The sequence below is a fragment of the Flavobacterium sp. genome, from assembly GCF_013822155.1.
Taxonomy (GTDB): Bacteria; Bacteroidota; Bacteroidia; order Flavobacteriales; family Flavobacteriaceae; genus Flavobacterium.
In genome coordinates, this window is record NZ_PNJW01000061.1 from 1 (window position 1) to 17,550 (window position 17,550).

Annotated in this window: 9 protein-coding genes; all 9 read left to right on the forward strand. The window is 33.7% G+C overall.

What is annotated here, in order from left to right; genetic code table 11:
• The first annotated feature begins 73 nt into the window (after positions 1-73).
• The 9 genes from C0512_RS12675 (at position 74) to C0512_RS12715 (ending at position 17,324) form a co-directional block, all read left to right on the forward strand.
• Positions 74-3,193 carry a glycosidase gene (locus C0512_RS12675; protein ID WP_290862158.1) on the forward strand — a complete coding sequence of 1,040 codons (3,120 nt, stop codon included), beginning with the start codon at positions 74-76 and terminating at the stop codon, positions 3,191-3,193.
• Between the two features lie 12 nt (positions 3,194-3,205).
• Complete coding sequence (locus tag C0512_RS12680) at positions 3,206-5,080, forward strand: Ig-like domain-containing protein (protein WP_290862160.1); 1,875 nt, start codon at positions 3,206-3,208, stop codon at positions 5,078-5,080.
• Between the two features lie 36 nt (positions 5,081-5,116).
• The gene (locus C0512_RS12685) at positions 5,117-5,947 is read left to right on the forward strand and encodes a glycoside hydrolase family 16 protein (RefSeq protein ID WP_290862162.1); all 831 of its coding nucleotides are present in this window, start codon (positions 5,117-5,119) and stop codon (positions 5,945-5,947) included.
• A gap of 34 nt (positions 5,948-5,981) precedes the next feature.
• A complete protein-coding gene (locus C0512_RS12690) occupies positions 5,982-9,458 on the forward strand; it encodes a hypothetical protein (RefSeq protein ID WP_290862164.1) in 3,477 nt (1,158 codons plus the stop codon).
• On the forward strand, positions 9,458-10,708 hold the full coding sequence (locus C0512_RS12695) for a glycosyl hydrolase family 17 protein (RefSeq protein ID WP_290862166.1): 1,251 nt from the start codon (positions 9,458-9,460) through the stop codon (positions 10,706-10,708). Before C0512_RS12690 ends, C0512_RS12695 begins: the two co-directional genes overlap by 1 nt.
• Before the next feature lie 3 nt (positions 10,709-10,711).
• A complete protein-coding gene (locus tag C0512_RS12700) occupies positions 10,712-12,220 on the forward strand; it encodes a glycoside hydrolase family 30 protein (RefSeq protein ID WP_290862168.1) in 1,509 nt (502 codons plus the stop codon).
• Between the two features lie 10 nt (positions 12,221-12,230).
• Positions 12,231-14,573 carry an MFS transporter gene (locus tag C0512_RS12705; RefSeq protein ID WP_290862170.1) on the forward strand — a complete coding sequence of 781 codons (2,343 nt, stop codon included), beginning with the start codon at positions 12,231-12,233 and terminating at the stop codon, positions 14,571-14,573.
• The gene (locus C0512_RS12710) at positions 14,563-15,498 is read left to right on the forward strand and encodes a glycosyl hydrolase family 17 protein (protein WP_290862171.1); all 936 of its coding nucleotides are present in this window, start codon (positions 14,563-14,565) and stop codon (positions 15,496-15,498) included. Before C0512_RS12705 ends, C0512_RS12710 begins: the two co-directional genes overlap by 11 nt.
• A gap of 128 nt (positions 15,499-15,626) precedes the next feature.
• On the forward strand, positions 15,627-17,324 hold the full coding sequence (locus tag C0512_RS12715; RefSeq protein WP_290862172.1) for a family 16 glycosylhydrolase: 1,698 nt from the start codon (positions 15,627-15,629) through the stop codon (positions 17,322-17,324).
• Positions 17,325-17,550 lie beyond the last annotated feature (226 nt).

Genomic DNA, 17,550 nt, shown 5'->3' on the forward strand with positions numbered 1-17,550 from the left:
ATTTTTATAGAATCAAAAATATAACTAATAACTTTTTACATATTTCATTAAACTTCTTAACTCACAAAACCAAATGAAAAAAATTATTCTCTTAGTAATTTTTTGTTGTTATTCTTCTTCTATTTTTTCTCAAACAGAAAAAGTTTATGTAGAAGCGAATAATACAGAAATGAAACTCAAAATCAATGGAAAAGATTTTATTGTTAACGGAATGAACTGGGATTATTTCCCCATAGGAACTAATTTCAATTATAGTTTATGGAAACAACCGGATAATATTGTTCAAAAAGCGTTGGATGATGAAATGGGTTTGTTAAAGAATATGGGCGTAAACACCATTAGAGTATATTCAGGTATGCCAAAAAAATGGATTGAGTATGTTTACACTAATTATGGCATTTATACCATGATTAATCATTCCTTTGGTCGTTACGGCTTGACCTTAAATGGAGCTTGGGTTGCTAATACAGAATATTCCAACGCCAGTACTCGAACGCTACTTTTGCAAGAAGCAAAGCAAATGGCCATGGATTATAAAGATACTAAAGGGTTACTTTTATATCTATTGGGTAATGAAAATAATTATGGGTTATTCTGGGACGGTGCAGAAACAGAAGATATACCGGTAGAAGACAGAAAATCTACAGCCCGTGCCCACGACATGTACAAATTATTTAATGAGGCTACATTGGCTATGAAAGAAATAGACAATTCTCATCCAGTTGCAATTTGTAACGGTGATTTACTTTTTCTTGATTTAATTGCTAAAGAATGTAAAGCTGTTGATATTTTAGGTATAAATGTATACCGTGGAATTTCCTTTGGAGATTTGTATGAAAGAGTAAAAAAAGAATATGGAAAACCGGTTTTACTTACTGAATTTGGTACAGATGCTTTTAATGCGGTTGCAAATGAAGAAGATCAAAATGCCCAGGCAAAAATTCTAAAAGGAAATTGGAAAGAAATTTATGAAAATGCAGCCGGTTTGGGTAAAAGCGGAAATAGTTTAGGTGGATTTACCTTTCAATTTAGCGACGGTTGGTGGAAATATGGACAAACTAAAAATTTAGATATTCACGACACAAATGCTTCTTGGTCTAATGGAGGTTATCCTTCTGACTATGTAGAAGGGGAAAATAATATGAATGAAGAATGGTTTGGGATTTGTGCAAAGGGACCAACAAGTGTCAATGGAACTTATCAATTATATCCACGTTCATCATATTATGTCTTAAAAGATGTTCATCAACTAAACCCATTTACAAATGGAAAATCTTTAGTTGACATTCAAAATCATTTTGATAAAATTCAAATTTTAGATGCAACACTAAGAGCTAGAGGAGACAAGGCAGCCTTAGAAGGACAAAAAAACGGGAAAATCAGAATCTCTAGATTATCAGCAGAATTTACTACGTTTAATACTGGAGGAGATTTAATAACAACACCTGATGAACCAGATCCAAATGGAACAACTTATCCAAATCAACTCGGTTTTGATAATTTGCAATCTTTTTATATTGGAGTAGAAGGTAATCCTACCTCAAACATGACAGCAAATGTAGAATTCAATGTTTTAGGTAATGTAGCACTTAATCCGATAGATGAAATATTTTATGAAAACAGAGGACGACCTGTAGCTGTGGAGGGTCCTGATGGCACTGTTACGTTAGAAGATAATAATCGAGTAGAATTATACAAAGCCAGCTACAGATGGGATGAAAAGTTATTTAAATTAGATGGATTTTACAGAACTGGACATTATCATTGGGGTTATGAAGGGGATTTCTTTGGCTTATATCCTGAAGCTAATTACGGACCCAATTTAGATATTTATAACGGTAAAGCTCCTTTTGGATTAGAAATTGAAGGGAAGAAAATGTTTAAAGGATTTAAATTGGCCATGGGACCTGAACTTTGGTGGGGTGCCAATCCTGCCATCTTACTTAAATATTCTAAAACAATTGGAAAATTTGATTTTACCGGTATTTTTCATGAAGATTTAACGCAACGTACCACTACACAAACTTCTTATGCAATTCCTCAACCAAAAACCAGACGTTTCACGGCACATATAAATAGAAAATTCGGTAAATTAGGAGTTGATTTAGGAGGTATTTGGGCAGGACAACCGCTAGAAGGCAGAGAGTATCAAGTGGTAAGAGATAACCAAGTTTATGTAAATCAAATTGAAAGTAAAGATAATATAGGTGGAAAAATGAAATTAACCTACACCGGAGGACAAATTAATTGGTATGCACAAGCTGCTGCTCAAGGATTAGTTTCCAGCGGTGGAGCAGATCTTACACAAACTTTCACAGGTTGGAGATTAAAAGACAGTGGAAGTGGTAATCAATACAATTTTTTAACGGGAATGACCTATACTGTCGGAAAATTACAAATAGCACCTAACTTTTTATGGCAAAAACCTTTAGAAGGGCCAATCACAACTGATGTGCCTGCACCGGGAAGACCTAGGAATATATTAGATGATCCTTTTGTAGTGAGAGCTAACAGAGAACAAGTTGCCGGGGAATTATTACTTACTTATGATCCCACTCCCGGAACTTGGATGTATGATTGGGATAATGACAAATCAGAAGATTCAAAGTTTGCAGTGAGTGCAGGATTTGTATTTCGTCATTTACCTACCACACAAGATGCGGCTATCGGGTTTTTAGCTGACAGAACCACCTTTGCTTTTGAAGGAGCACCACCAGCCAAAGATTTATGGGAAACATATGCTAGAATTGTATCTAAACTTAACGCAGATTTAGGTTTTATTGCCAATATTTATGGTGGACCTGCACAAGCTAATGGTAGTGATGCAAGAACTATTGATCGCTATGGATTAGATTTAAAAATGATTTATAATAGAATCAAAGTTGCTTCATTTGTTAAAATTAATGATTGGGGCCCTTTCGATTATCACAGAGATTTTAACTTGACTTACCCTATACAGTTAATGGCAGATATATCTTTTGGAATTGGAAAACCTGAATGGTTTATACTTCCTGGAACAAGAATTGGATTACGAGGAACATGGCGTTCTTTAGATCAATATTCACCAAGATATAACCCAACTCAAATTTTAGATCCGGCAGGTAATTGGGTTCCGGATCCTACTGCAATTGGATTTTCTAACGGAAATGAATGGGAAATTAGAACATATGTTCACATAAATATTGGAAACTAAAAAAAAAATACTATGAAATCAAATTTTAATAATCGTGTTTTAAAGCATTTATCCTTATGGATGATTGTATTGGCTTTTTTCGGATGTGAAAACGATCTGAGTGATTTTGAAGAGGCTAGCTATTCTAAAGACCCAAATGTTTTTATTGATACATTTAGTCCGGGCTTAAATTATGCAGCTTTTAGTAATACTGTAATTTCAGCTTTCCAAGTTGATAATGAAGTTACTTATAATAATTCCAGTGCCTCTATGCGTTTTGATGTGCCCAATGTAAACGATCCTGAAGGAGCCTATGCCGGAGGAGCTTTTTTTACAACAGTTGGTAGAGATTTATCAGGATATGATGCATTGACTTTCTGGGCTAAAAGTTCTAAAGCAGCAACTTTAGATGTAGTTGGTTTTGGAATTGATTTGGGTGAAAACAAATACCCGGCTTCAATTTCCGGAGCCAGACTTTCTACAACTTGGAAAAAATATATTATCCCAATTCCTGACGCTTCAAAACTAAAAACTGAAAAAGGAATGTTCTATTTTTCTGAAGGCCCTGAAAATGGCGATGGATATACCTTTTGGATAGATGAAGTTAAGTTTGAAAAATTAGGAACTATTGCACATGGAGAAGCCGCTATTATGAATGGTGCTAATGTTTCAGAAACAACTTTTGTTGGTGTCAATTCTAAAGTTGATGGCGTCATTGCTACGTTTAATTTACCTAATGGAGTCAATCAAGCCGTTAATTTAAGTACATCTTATTTAGAATTTACTTCTTCAAATGCAAGTGTAGCCAGTGTAGATTCAACAGGTTTAGTAACTTCATTAAGTCCCGGTACTGCAACTATTACTGCTAAATTTGGTGATACAGATGCAACCGGTAGCTTGACTGTCAATTGTCAAGGAACGTTTGTTCATGCACCAACACCGACAAGAAATTCTGAAGATGTAATTTCAATTTTTTCTGATGCTTATACCAATGTGCCAGTAAATTATTATAACGGCTATTGGCAACCATGGCAAACAACCGTTTCAAATGACTTTACGGTTAATGGTGATAATATTTTAAACTATACTATTTTTAATTTTGTAGGGATTGAATTTAGTAGTCCAACCGTAAACGCAACTATGATGTCACACATTCACCTAGATGTATTTATTCCAGGTCCTATTGCACCCGGAAGAGAACTTAGAGTGATTGTAGTAGATTTTGGTGCTGATGGCACTTACAGTGGCGGTGATGACACAAGACATTCAACAACTTTCACGGCTCCTACACTTGTTTCGCAAAATTGGGTATCTATTGATATTCCTTTCGCTAATATGCCAAATTTAGCCAGTAAATCGCACCTTGCACAAATTATTTTAGAAGGGGGTGATACTTCTGTAATGTATGTAGACAATATTTATTTTTATAATGATGGTAGTGTTATTCCATCTGTTCCAACTACAGCTGCTCCAACTCCAACTACTCCTGCGGCAAACGTAACTTCTGTTTTCAGTGATGCCTATACAAACATCGCGGGGACAAATTTAAATCCAAGTTGGGGACAAGCAACTGTCGTTACCCAAGTGCCAATTGCTGGAAACAATACACTTAAATACGCCGGTTTAAATTACCAAGGAATTGAGCTAGGAACACCTCAAGATGTAAGTTCTAAAAACTTTTTGCACTTGGATTATTATTCAGCAAATTCAACCAGTTTAAAAGTATATCTCATAAGTCCCGGTCCTGTAGAAAAATCATTTACGTTAACAGTTCCTTCGCCAGGCGGATGGAATAGTGTAGATATTCCACTTTCTACTTTTTCTCCGGTTAATTTAAGTAATGTAATTCAACTTAAATTTGATGGTAATGGGGATATTTATTTAGACAATATTTATTTCCGAAATTAATTCAATTAATGGTTTTTAATTTAATAAAATGTACAGATGAAAAAAACAGTAGTATATAAATTTACCTTTTTATCAATTATTGCCTTTACATTTCTTGGATGTAATTCTGATGATAAACAAAATATAGAACAACGTAATTGGCAATTATCATGGAGCGATGAGTTTGACGGTGCTGCAGGAGAACTACCGGACGCATCAAAATGGGCCTTTGATATTGGCACAGGAGAGAACGGATGGGGTAATAGCGAATTACAATATTATACCAATCGGCCTGAAAATGTTTCTCAGGACGGAAATGGAAATTTAGTAATTACAGCATTAAAAGAAAGTTATAATAGTTCTCAATATACTTCAGCAAGAATAAAAACTAAAGATTTATTTGCCCAAAAATATGGTCGTTTCGAAGCACGATTACAAACACCTTATGGGCAAGGTTTATGGCCTGCATTTTGGTTATTAGGTTCAAATATTGATCAAGTTAATTGGCCACAGTGTGGAGAGATTGATGTGATGGAATTAAGAGGACAACTACCAAGTACGGTTAATGGTACACTTCATGGACCTGGATTCTCCGGGGCAAATGCAATTTCTGGCAGTTATACTTATATGAATGACCGTTTTGATGTAGGTTTTCACGTTTTTGCGGTCGAATGGGATGCTGATAAAATTGATTTCTTTGTTGATGGGTTTTTATACAAACGACTTGGAAAAAGTGATGTTCCAGGTGAATGGGTTTATGATAATCCTTTTTTCATGATTTTGAATGTAGCAGTTGGAGGTAATTATGTTGGAAATCCAAATTCAGGAACTCCATTTCCTCAAAAGATGACTATTGATTACGTTAGAGTTTATAATTTAGGAAACTAACAATTAAAAATTATATTTTTCTTAAAAAAGGAGTATGATGAATGAAACCCAAAACAAGTTTATTGAAAAGGATTTAGCACCTAACAATAAATTAGTAGACATGGAAATAGTATTTTTAGAAGGTGAATCTTACTATAAGATTTCCAATAATGATAGCATGCGACCCTTTTTTATGAGTATCGTTAGCGACTCAAATCATTGGCTATTTATTTCAAGTAATGGCGGACTTACAGCCGGGAGGAAAAATGCAGAATCCGCTCTTTTTCCTTATTATACAGATGATAAAATAACTGAGTTTGCTGATATAACCGGAAGTAAATCAATCTTTCAGATTCATTTAAATAATGAAATCCAAATCTGGGAACCTTTTTCAGAACGATTCAACGATAAGTATAACATCAGTAGAAATTTGTATAAAAATAGGTATGGAAACAAAATCATTTTTGAAGAAATTCACCATGATTTGCAACTTGTTTTTAGGTATCAATGGAATAGCAGCAATGCTTTTGGATTTGTAAAAAAATCTGAGTTGATTAATAATTCAGAAAACAACTATTCTATTACTCTATTAGATGGTATACAAAATATTCTGCCTCAAGGTGTAAGTAGTGATTTACAGGCGACTACCAGTAATTTAGTGGATGCTTATAAACGAAATGAACTACACTCGGAAAGTGGTTTAGGAATTTTTGCCTTAAGTGCCATTATTGTTGATAAAGCGGAACCCAGTGAAGCATTGAAATGCAATATAGCTTGGTCACTAGGCCTTGAAAATACAACTTATTTGGTTTCTTCTAAACAAGTAGCAGCATTCAGAAGACAGCAAAAAATTACACAAGAAACGGATATCAAAGGGGAAAAAGGAGCTTATTTTGTTTCAACTGATATTGTTTTAGAAAAAAGTGCTGCAAAAAGTTGGAAAATCATTGCCAATGTCAACCAAAATCAAGCACAAGTTATTCAATTGGCCGATGCTATTTGCAATGATAAAACTATTGAAAAACAATTGAATGATGATGTTGAATTAGGCACACAAAATCTAATTGCTCTTAATGCCACTGCGGACGGTTTACAATTTACAGCAGATAAACGCAAAGATACACGTCATTTTTCGAATGTGTTATTTAACATCATGCGGGGTGGAATTTTTGACAATAATTATCAAATAGAGAAAAAAGATTTTGTCAATTATATTTCGAAAGCAAATAAAATTGTTTTTGAAAAAAAGTCTTCATTTTTAAACAATTTACCTGAAGTTTTTAATTATTCGCATCTTCAAGAAATTGCAAACAAAAGTAATGATGCTGATTTAATCCGACTTTGTACGGAATATTTACCTTTAAAATTCAGTAGAAGACATGGAGATCCAAGTCGTCCTTGGAATAAGTTTTCCATCAATACCCGAAGTGAAATAGATGGTTCAAAAATTTTAGATTATGAAGGAAATTGGCGTGATATTTTCCAAAATTGGGAAGCCTTAGCCTACGCATATCCGGAATTTATCGATGGGATGATTCATAAGTTTTTGAATGCTTCTACTTTTGACGGTTACAATCCCTACAGAGTGACTAAAGATGGTTTTGACTGGGAAACCATCGAACCGGATAATCCATGGTCGTATATTGGCTATTGGGGCGATCACCAGATTATTTATTTATTGAAATTTTTAGAATTCATTGAAAAATACCAACCCGGTAAATTGAATTCCTATTTTGACAAGGACTATTTTGTGTATGCCGCGGTTCCGTATACTATAAAATCATATCAGGAAATTTTAAAAAATCCAAAGGATACTATTTTATTTAATCACGAATGGGATACAAAAATCAATAAACGAAGAAATTTAACCGGTGCAGACGGAGCCTTGTTGCGAGACAATAACGACGAAATTTATCACGTAAATCTAATAGAAAAAATTCTGGCAACTGTTTTGGCAAAAATGTCCAATTTCATCCCAGAAGCCGGTATTTGGATGAATACACAACGTCCGGAATGGAATGATGCCAACAATGCATTGGTTGGAAATGGTGTTTCAATGGTTACGTTGTATTATTTGAGAAGATTTTTGAAATTTTTCCATCAATTATTAGAAAATTCGGATCAAGAATCCATCAAGATTTCTAATGAAATGGTTGAATTTTATCATGCTATTAGAGAAAGTCTTACCGCTTTTCAACCACTTCTTTCCAAATCAATCACCAATCAAGACAGAAAGAAAATATTGGACGCTTTGGGTCAAGCTGCATCTGATTATCGTAATCAAGTTTATAACAGTGGTTTTTGGGGTAAAAAAAGAACCCATTCCATGTCGGGTTTAAAACAATTTGTTGCGGTTAGTTTGGAATTTATCGAACATGCTATCAAAGCTAATCAAAGACCCGATAAATTGTATCATGCCTATAATTTAATGTCGCTTGAAAATGATGGTGTTACTATTTCCTATTTGCCTGAAATGTTAGAGGGACAAGTAGCCGTTTTAAGTTCCGGATTTTTAAATGGTCAAAAATCACTGGAAATTTTAGATGCTTTAAGAAACAGTTCCTTATACAGACCTGATCAAGAAAGTTATATTTTATACCCAAATAAAGAGCTTCCGAAGTTTTTAGAGAAAAATACAATCCCAAAAGAAAAAGTTGAAAAATCTGATTTGTTAACGAAATTACTTCAAAATCATAATTTTCAACTCATCAATCAAGATATCAAAGGAGGTTATCATTTTAACGGAAATTTCCACAATGCAAATGATTTAAAAACTGCTTTACAACAATTGGAAAATCAGCAGGAATATAAAGCCTTAGTTGCCAAAGAATCTGAAACAGTTTTGCAAATCTTTGAAGATGTTTTTAATCACAAAGCATTTACCGGTCGTTCAGGGACATTTTATGGTTATGAAGGCTTAGGTTCCATTTATTGGCATATGGTTTCAAAATTGCATTTAGCCGTTTTTGAAGTGACCAATTGTGCAATAAGTAAAAATGAAGATGAAAAAGTAACCAATTCGCTTGTGGCTCATTTTGAAGCGGTAGGATCCGGGATTGGCGTTCATAAATCTCCTGAGGTTTACGGAGCATTTCCAACTGATCCTTATTCACATACCCCTTTCAACAAAGGAGCACAACAGCCCGGAATGACCGGACAAGTAAAGGAAGATATCCTAACTAGAATTGGCGAACTTGGTGTGAAAATGAATCACGGAAAATTAGAATTCCAACCTTCATTATTACAAAAGAAAGAATTTTTAACTCAAGCCACTGACGTCTCATTTACTTTAGTTGATGGAACCAAGAAACCAGTAACAATTGAAAAAGATAGTTTAGCATTTACGGTTTGTCAAGTGCCTATTATTTACAAAATTGACACTATAAATGCTTTGAATGTTTTTTACAAAAATGGAACAAATCAATCCTTTCAAACATTAGAATTAGATATCGATAACAGCAAAAAAATATTCGATAGAACCGGAGAAATTACTCATATCGAGGTATTTCTAAATGAAAATAGTTTGAGATAATGAAAAAATTGATTTACATAGTATTACTCGTGGTTATATCATGTAATCAAAAAATCACAACAAATTTAGTTCCAAACGAAATTACAGCCCAAATGATTCTAGGAAATACTAATTATCAAGCCATCTGTTATGGTGGTTATCGAACCAATACAAGAGAAAAACAACCCACAATAGCTGAAATAAAAGAAGATTTAAAATTACTCGAAGCCATTAATATCAAAGTTCTTAGAACATACAATGTGCACTTTGAAGAGGTATCCAATTTATTAAAAGCTATCACAGCATTAAAAAAAGAAGATCCAAAATTCGAGATGTATATCATGTTAGGAGCTTGGATTGACTGTAAAAATGCTTGGACGGAACTTCCTTCAATTCATAATGAAGAGAGTGAAAGAAATGCTATTGAAATTGAAGAAGCTGTTCGATTAACGAATCAATATCCTGATATTATAAAGATTATTGCGGTAGGCAATGAAGCGATGGTAAAATGGGCTGCCAGTTATTATGTCACACCAAACATCATTTTAAAATGGGTTAATCATTTGCAAGATTTGAAAAAGCAAAATAAATTACCCCAAAGTGTTTGGATTACAAGCTCGGATAATTTTGCCTCTTGGGGTGGCAGTGATGCCGAATATCATGTAGAAGAATTGAAACAATTAATTAAAGCTGTAGATTATATTTCGATGCATACATATCCTATGCACGATACTCATTATAATCCTGTTTTTTGGGGAATCAAAGAAGATGAGCAACAATTATCTGAAAAAGAAAAAATTGATGCAGCCATGTTGAGAGCCAGAGATTATACTATCAATCAATATGAGAGCGTGGTGAAATACATGAAATCCATAGGTGTAAATAAACCCGTTCATATTGGCGAAACCGGTTGGGCTAGCCAATCGAATGAACACTATGGAATAGAAGGTTCCAAAGCAACAGATGAATACAAATCCGCTCAATTTTATAAACTGATGCGGGAATGGACCAATAAAAAAGGAATTTCATGTTTCTATTTTGAAGCTTTTGACGAAAATTGGAAAGACAAAGCAAATCCATCGGGTTCGGAGAATCATTTTGGATTAATTAATTTGAAAAATGAAGCCAAATATGTACTCTGGGATGCCGTTGATAAAGGGGTTTTTAAAGGATTAACCCGCAACGGAAAACCTATTACAAAAACCTATAATGGTGACGAAAAAGCAATGTGGATGGATGTGAAAACACCTACTGCCATTTTAAAAAACTAAGAAATGAATAAAATTAAAAGTATAAAATTTAGTTTTAAATTTTTAACATTATTGTTAATCACAGCCTTTTTTATGACAAATTGTTCTACTACAAAAGAGTTAAAAATAGAGGTTTATGAAACTTCTGAAGCTGGAAATTCATTGACTAAAGTGACTGAATTTTCAGAGAAAGAAAATCCGGTTGTTATCACTATTAATACGGAAGAAAAATTTCAAACCATAACAGGTTTTGGCGGATCATTTACTGAAGCTTCTGCCTCATTACTCAATCGATTGAGCAAAGAAAACCGCAAAAAAATATTGGATGCTTATTTTAGTGAAAACGGTGCCAATTATTCTTTAACCCGTACACATATTGCCTCCTGCGATTTTTCATTAAACAATTACACCTATGCAAAAGCGGAAAATGATTTACTGTTAGAAAAATTTACCATTGAAGATGATAAAGACGATTTAATTCCGATGATTTTAGAGGCAAAAGCTATTTCCAAAGAAGGATTTAATATTATTGCTTCACCATGGACAGCTCCACCATGGATGAAAGATAACAAAGCTTATGTTGGTGGAAAATTATTACCTGAATTTAATGATTCATTTGCCTTATACTTTTCAAAATATCTAGAAGCTTACAAAAAAGAAGGTATTACTATTTGGGGAGTTACTGTTATTAATGAACCGCACGGAAATGGAAATAATTGGGAAAGTACTCATTTTTCTCCGGAAGAAATGACGCTGTTTGTTCAAAATCATCTCGGACCAAAATTGGAAAAAAACGGTTGGGGTAATGTAAAAATTTTCGGTTACGACCAAAATAGAGCCGGAATACCGGAATGGGTGGATGCGATGTATAAAAATGAGGCAACATCAAAATACTTTGCCGGAACAGCTATTCATTGGTATGAAAGTACCTATGATTATTTTCCGGATGCCTTGCAGTATGCTCACAAAAAAGCACCGAATAAATATCTTATTGAAACAGAAGGTTGTGTGGATTCAGAAATCCCACATTGGCAAGATGATGCTTGGTATTGGAAAAAAGAAGCCACCGATTGGGGTTGGGATTGGGCAAGTGAAAAAGACAAACATTTACATCCAAAATATGCTCCTGTTAATCGCTATGCGACAGATATTATTGGCTGTCTAAACAATTGGGTAGACGGTTGGATTGATTGGAATATGGTTTTAGATCGGCAAGGAGGTCCAAACTGGTTTAAGAACTGGTGTGTTGCTCCGGTTATTGTTGACCCTCAAAAAGATGAAGTTTACTTTACACCATTGTACTATGTGATGGCTCATTTTAGCAAATTTATGCGTCCGGGAGCTGTAAAAATTGGTTGTACAATCAGTAATAAAGAATTAATGGCTACTGCTGTAAAAAATACGGATAGCTCTATTGCTATTGCGATATTTAATCCATCTGAGAAAAGTCATTCTATCGAAATAAAACTAAATAACTATAAAACAAACGTCACAATTCCAGCAAAAGCATTGCAAACAGTTGTGATTAAATAAAATATAAACTATGCAAAATCAAAATACAGTACCATTCGGTCAAAAACTAGCATTTGGTCTTGGTATGCTTGCCAATCAATTGTTTCCGGCAATGCTAGGAATTTTTATTGTTATTTTGATTGATAAATTAGGTTTTCCGGGTTGGATGCTTAGTGCAATTTATTTTATTCCTAAATTATTTGATGCAATTACAGATCCTATAATGGGATTTATTACTGACAATACCAAATCTAAATGGGGACGAAGAAGACAATATGTAATAATTGGTGCTTTAATTACCGGTATTTCATTTGCGTTTATGTGGCAATTGTACGCTGAGGATTCTGTAAATTATAACTTTTACTATTTTATGATTGTTTCCTTAGTTTTTTATTTAGGGATAACAATATTCAGCGTTCCATTTGTAGCGATGGGTTATGAAATGAGCGATGATTTTCATGAAAGAACCAGCATTATGGCAACTTCCCAATTAATTGGTCAATTAGCATGGGTTTTTGCACCTTGGCTTTGGGTAATCATGTATGATGTTTCATTTTTTCCATCAGCAGAAGAAGCAACAAGAACATTGGCTGTTTATGCCGCTATATTTTGTACTTTTTTAGCTATTATTCCGGGTATCTTTATAAAAAGTAAGTCTACCCTAAATGAAAATTATGAACCTTTAAACTTAAAAAACGCCGGTCGAAGCTTTGACTTGATTATCCAAGGTTTTAAAGAGGCTTTAAAAATAGTTCCTTTCAGAAAATTATGTATTGCTACTTTTTTCATTTTTAATGCCTTCAATACAACAGCTGGTTTTTCTTTTTTTATCATTAAATATTATTTGTTCAATGGAGATGGACAAGGCATTTGGCCTACTCTATTCGGATGTGTAGGTGCATTATTTACTACATTCTTAATTATCCCGATAGTTGCCAGAATGTCAAGAGTAATGGGGAAAAAGAAAGCATTTATTTGGTCGCAAAGTATATCGATTATAGGTTACGTTTCGTTACTATTCTTATTTGTACCTGGAAAACCCTATTTGTTTTTATTTGCACTTCCTTTTATTTCTTTTGGTATTGGTAGTTTATTCACATTAATGATGTCTATGACTTCAGATGTCATTGATATTGACGAATTAAATACCGGAAAAAGAAGAGAAGGGATTTTTGGAGCTATTTATTGGTGGATGGTTAAATTTGGTTTAGCAATTGCCGGCCTTTTGAGTGGTTTAATTTTATCGTTTATAGATTTTAAATCAGGTGCACCAACTCAAACATATGAAACAATGTTTGAGTTAAGGTTATTCTTTTCTGCTATTCCAATGATTGGAACTTTAATAGCCATTTGGGTCATGAGAGATTATGATGTTAACGAAGAAAAAGCAAGAGAAATAAGTACAGAATTAGCGAATAGAAAAGCACTAAAAAACATACAGTCATCATCTTATTTACCAGGAAAATTAAAGTCATTGTTGAAAAATAGTACGATGAGCACTGATGATTTAAGTGTAAAAAGCGAATCTGAAATAAAAACACGCTATACGGAAATATTAACCAATGGATTACACGGACTTTGTTTTAGTCCTTATGTAGAAGGTCAGCAAGCCGGAGATATTCTATCAGCAGATCAAATAAAAAGACGATTAAATATTATTGCTCCACACACTAAATGGATTCGTTCTTTTTCTTGTACAGAAGGCAATGAATTAATACCAGAAATTGCTCATCAAAAAGGATTAAAAACTGTAGTTGGAGCTTGGATTAGCGACGATAAAGCTAGAAATGAAAAAGAAATTGAGACATTAATCAAATTAGCAAAAGCAGGTTTGGTTGATATTGCAGCTGTAGGTAACGAAGTGTTACACCGTAACGAAATATCCGAACAAGAACTAACTCAATATATAAAAAGAGTAAAAGAAGCCTTGCCAACTATACCTGTTGGATATGTTGATGCTTATTATCAGTTCTTGGACAGACCCAATTTAGTCTCTATTTGTGATGTGCTTTTGGTAAATTTTTATCCTTTTTGGGAAGGAGCAAATAATGATTATACAATTTCCTATTTACAAAATATGTTCGAGGTTACACAAACAATTGCTAAAGGGAAAAAAATTATTATTTCAGAAACCGGTTGGCCAAGTAAAGGACAAAGCGTTGAGGAAGCAATCCCTTCAGAAATCAATGCTTTAAAATACTTTGTTGCTTCCCAAGAATGGGCAAAAAACAACAACCTAGAATTGTTCTATTTCTCTTCATTCGATGAATCATGGAAAGTGAAACAAGAAGGAACAGTAGGAACAGCTTGGGGAATTTGGGATAAAAACGAAAAATTAAAGTTTGAACTTAAAACAACTACCTATGTCATTTAGAGAAGGTCATTATTTTTCAATAGACGAAAATAAAAATTATAACGAAGGTGAAAACTTTCAACATGAAATTAAAATTTCAGAATATACACCTGAAAGTTTAGCCAAATTATGGCGAAAAACTTTAGAAAAAGGAATGCATGGGATTTGTTTCAGTATGTATGAAAACAATCAAAAACCGGGTGATATCATTTATGGCGAACAAGTGAACAGACGAATTCAAATCTTAAAACCTTATGCCAAATGGGTTCGTTCTTTTTCATGTATAGAAGGCAATGAACACATTCCGAGAATCGCTCATCAGAATGGAATGAAAACGCTAGTTGGAGCTTGGTTAAGTAATGATTTAGAACTCAACGAAAAAGAAATTGAAAGCCTAATTGCATTAGCTAAAGAAGGTTGTGTGGATATTGCTGCCGTTGGCAATGAAGTAATGTATCGAAAGGATTTAACAGAAGACCAATTAATCGATTATATAAATCGTGTAAAAGAAGCGTTGCCTGACATTCCTGTAGGTTATGTGGATGCATACTACGAGTTTTCACATCGCCCAAGAATTACAGAAATTTGTGATGTGATTTTAACCAATTGTTACCCTTATTGGGAAGGTTGCCCTATTGAATATTCTTTTCATCATATGCAAAGTATGTTTGAATCAGCAAAACATGCAGGAAACGGTAAGCGAGTGATCATTACTGAAACAGGTTGGCCAAGTCAAGGAGGCTCACTTAAAGGTGCTTTTGCTTCCAATGAAAACGCTATGAAATATTTTATAGATACGCAAAATTGGTCAAAACAAAATAATATTGAAATTTTTTATTTTTCTTCCTTTGACGAAGCCTGGAAAGTAGGTCCTGAGGGAGAAGTAGGAGCTTACTGGGGTTTATGGGATAAAAATGAAGAATTAAAATACCAGAATGAAAAATAAAAATATTATAATTTCTTAGAAATTAAATAAATCATATAAGCTTACAAGTTAGTTATAAGAAATAAAAATCAAGTTAAAGGTTTAACCTTTAAAAAATTAAATAAGCTATGAAAGTTTACCTAATTATTATGAAAAAAACCACCGTCTTTATTCTCTTTTTATCATTTTTTATAATCTCTCAATCCAGTAAAGCACAAGTTGATGTTGTATATACTGATTTAGTTTGGTCAGATGAATTTGATAGTAATGGAGCTGTAAATTCAACAAAATGGTTTCACCAAACGCAATTACCTGCCGGTGGAAGTTGGTTTAATGGAGAAGTACAACATTATACCAATCAGTTAACAAACTCATTTGTTAATGGCGGTTTTTTAAATATAGTTTCTAAAAAAGAACCCTTTACAGATCAAGGTATAACTAAACAATATACTTCAGCTCGTTTAAATTCTAAATTTGCTTTTTTATATGGTCGTGTCGATATTCGTGCAAAAATACCAACCAATCAGGGTACTTGGCCTGCCTTATGGATGTTAGGCAAAAATGTAAATGAAGATGGAGGTTTTTTTGATGCTCAATTCGGAACTACGAATTGGCCAGCTTGTGGTGAAATTGACATTATGGAGCACGGAATTACACCTTCACAACCTATTAATTATATTCAAAGTGCCTTGCATACCCCTTCATCTTTTGGCAATACGACGAATATTGGAGGAACAATTGCTTCTAATTTAGGAAATGATTACCATGTTTATTCTATGAATTGGTCACCCTTTCAGATTACTTTTTTATTAGATGGTGTTGCATTTTACACGTATAATCCAGCAGTTAAAACTCCAAATAATTGGCCATTTAATGCGGAACAATATCTTCTGTTAAATATAGCAATGGGCGGAGTTGCCGGAACAATACCTTCAAATTTTACTCAAGCTTCTATGGAAATTGACTATGTGCGAGTGTATCAAAACGCGTTGGTAGACACTACCGCTCCTATAAATTTCACAGCTACTGTTGGTACGGTAACAAGTTCTACAATTGAATTATTACTAAATGCAACGGACAATTCCGGAACAATAGCTTACAATATTACTTATGGTGGTAATACTATTTCCTTAGCGAATCCATCAGGGGTTCAAAAATCGGTCATTGTTCCAAATTTATTGCCTAATACCAGCTATAGTTTTACAGTAACCGCAAGTGACTTGGCCGGAAATTCTTCTGTAGACAATCCTATCCTTGTTAACGCAACAACTACGGGTGTTTTAGGATGTTCCGGGACAGATACTGAAGCACAAGAAGGCACTTTCTCCATAGGTTACAATTATGCTTTCGAAACCTTAGGTACAGATGTGAAAATTACTTTTGAATTGTTGGATACTGATAAAGTAGGTGTAGTTGCTTTTTTGAGGCAACAAACTCCATTCACTGAGACACAAATGACAAATGTTTCTGGGAATATTTACACCAAGACTATTACCGGACAAACTGTTGGGGCTACGATTAGTTATGCGGTTAAATTTGCATATGCCGGAGGATTATCTGTCACAAAATATATTTCATATGTTGTAGGGAATAATTGTGCTCTAGAAGTAGCAACCTATGCTGAATTAGATCAATTTTCTTTTTTGAATCCCGCAGATGATTTTCTAACTATTGAAACCAAAGTGCCTCTTGATAAAGTTGAAATATATAATATGGTAGGTAATTTGGTTTTGAGTACATCCGATGGATTTGCAAAAATTGATGTGAAAAGGTTATCCAAGGGAATCTATTTATTGGCTGTTTATTCGGGAGATAAAAGAAGCGTTAAGAAATTAATAGTAAAATAAATTTTGCTGTTGAAGTCACTTTCTAAAAAGTATGTTTATTAAAATATAAAGAGGGTATAGCTTTCAATAAAAGCTTACCCTTTTATATTTACAGTTTTGGCAGATAGGATTAAAAATCTTTAGTTTCGATAGCTCCAAATAAAACAAAATAAACAAATTTTGCCTAAATATAAATTAGTGCATATTGAATCTTTAGTTGAATAATAATCATATTCTTTCATTTAAA

Coding starts and splice junctions, on each gene's coding strand:
- C0512_RS12675 (WP_290862158.1), top strand. CDS start 74: ATGAAAAAAATTATTCTCTTAGTAATTTTTTGTTGTTATTCTTCTTCT.
- C0512_RS12680 (WP_290862160.1), top strand. CDS start 3,206: ATGAAATCAAATTTTAATAATCGTGTTTTAAAGCATTTATCCTTATGG.
- C0512_RS12685 (WP_290862162.1), top strand. CDS start 5,117: ATGAAAAAAACAGTAGTATATAAATTTACCTTTTTATCAATTATTGCC.
- C0512_RS12690 (WP_290862164.1), top strand. CDS start 5,982: ATGATGAATGAAACCCAAAACAAGTTTATTGAAAAGGATTTAGCACCT.
- C0512_RS12695 (WP_290862166.1), top strand. CDS start 9,458: ATGAAAAAATTGATTTACATAGTATTACTCGTGGTTATATCATGTAAT.
- C0512_RS12700 (WP_290862168.1), top strand. CDS start 10,712: ATGAATAAAATTAAAAGTATAAAATTTAGTTTTAAATTTTTAACATTA.
- C0512_RS12705 (WP_290862170.1), top strand. CDS start 12,231: ATGCAAAATCAAAATACAGTACCATTCGGTCAAAAACTAGCATTTGGT.
- C0512_RS12710 (WP_290862171.1), top strand. CDS start 14,563: ATGTCATTTAGAGAAGGTCATTATTTTTCAATAGACGAAAATAAAAAT.
- C0512_RS12715 (WP_290862172.1), top strand. CDS start 15,627: ATGAAAAAAACCACCGTCTTTATTCTCTTTTTATCATTTTTTATAATC.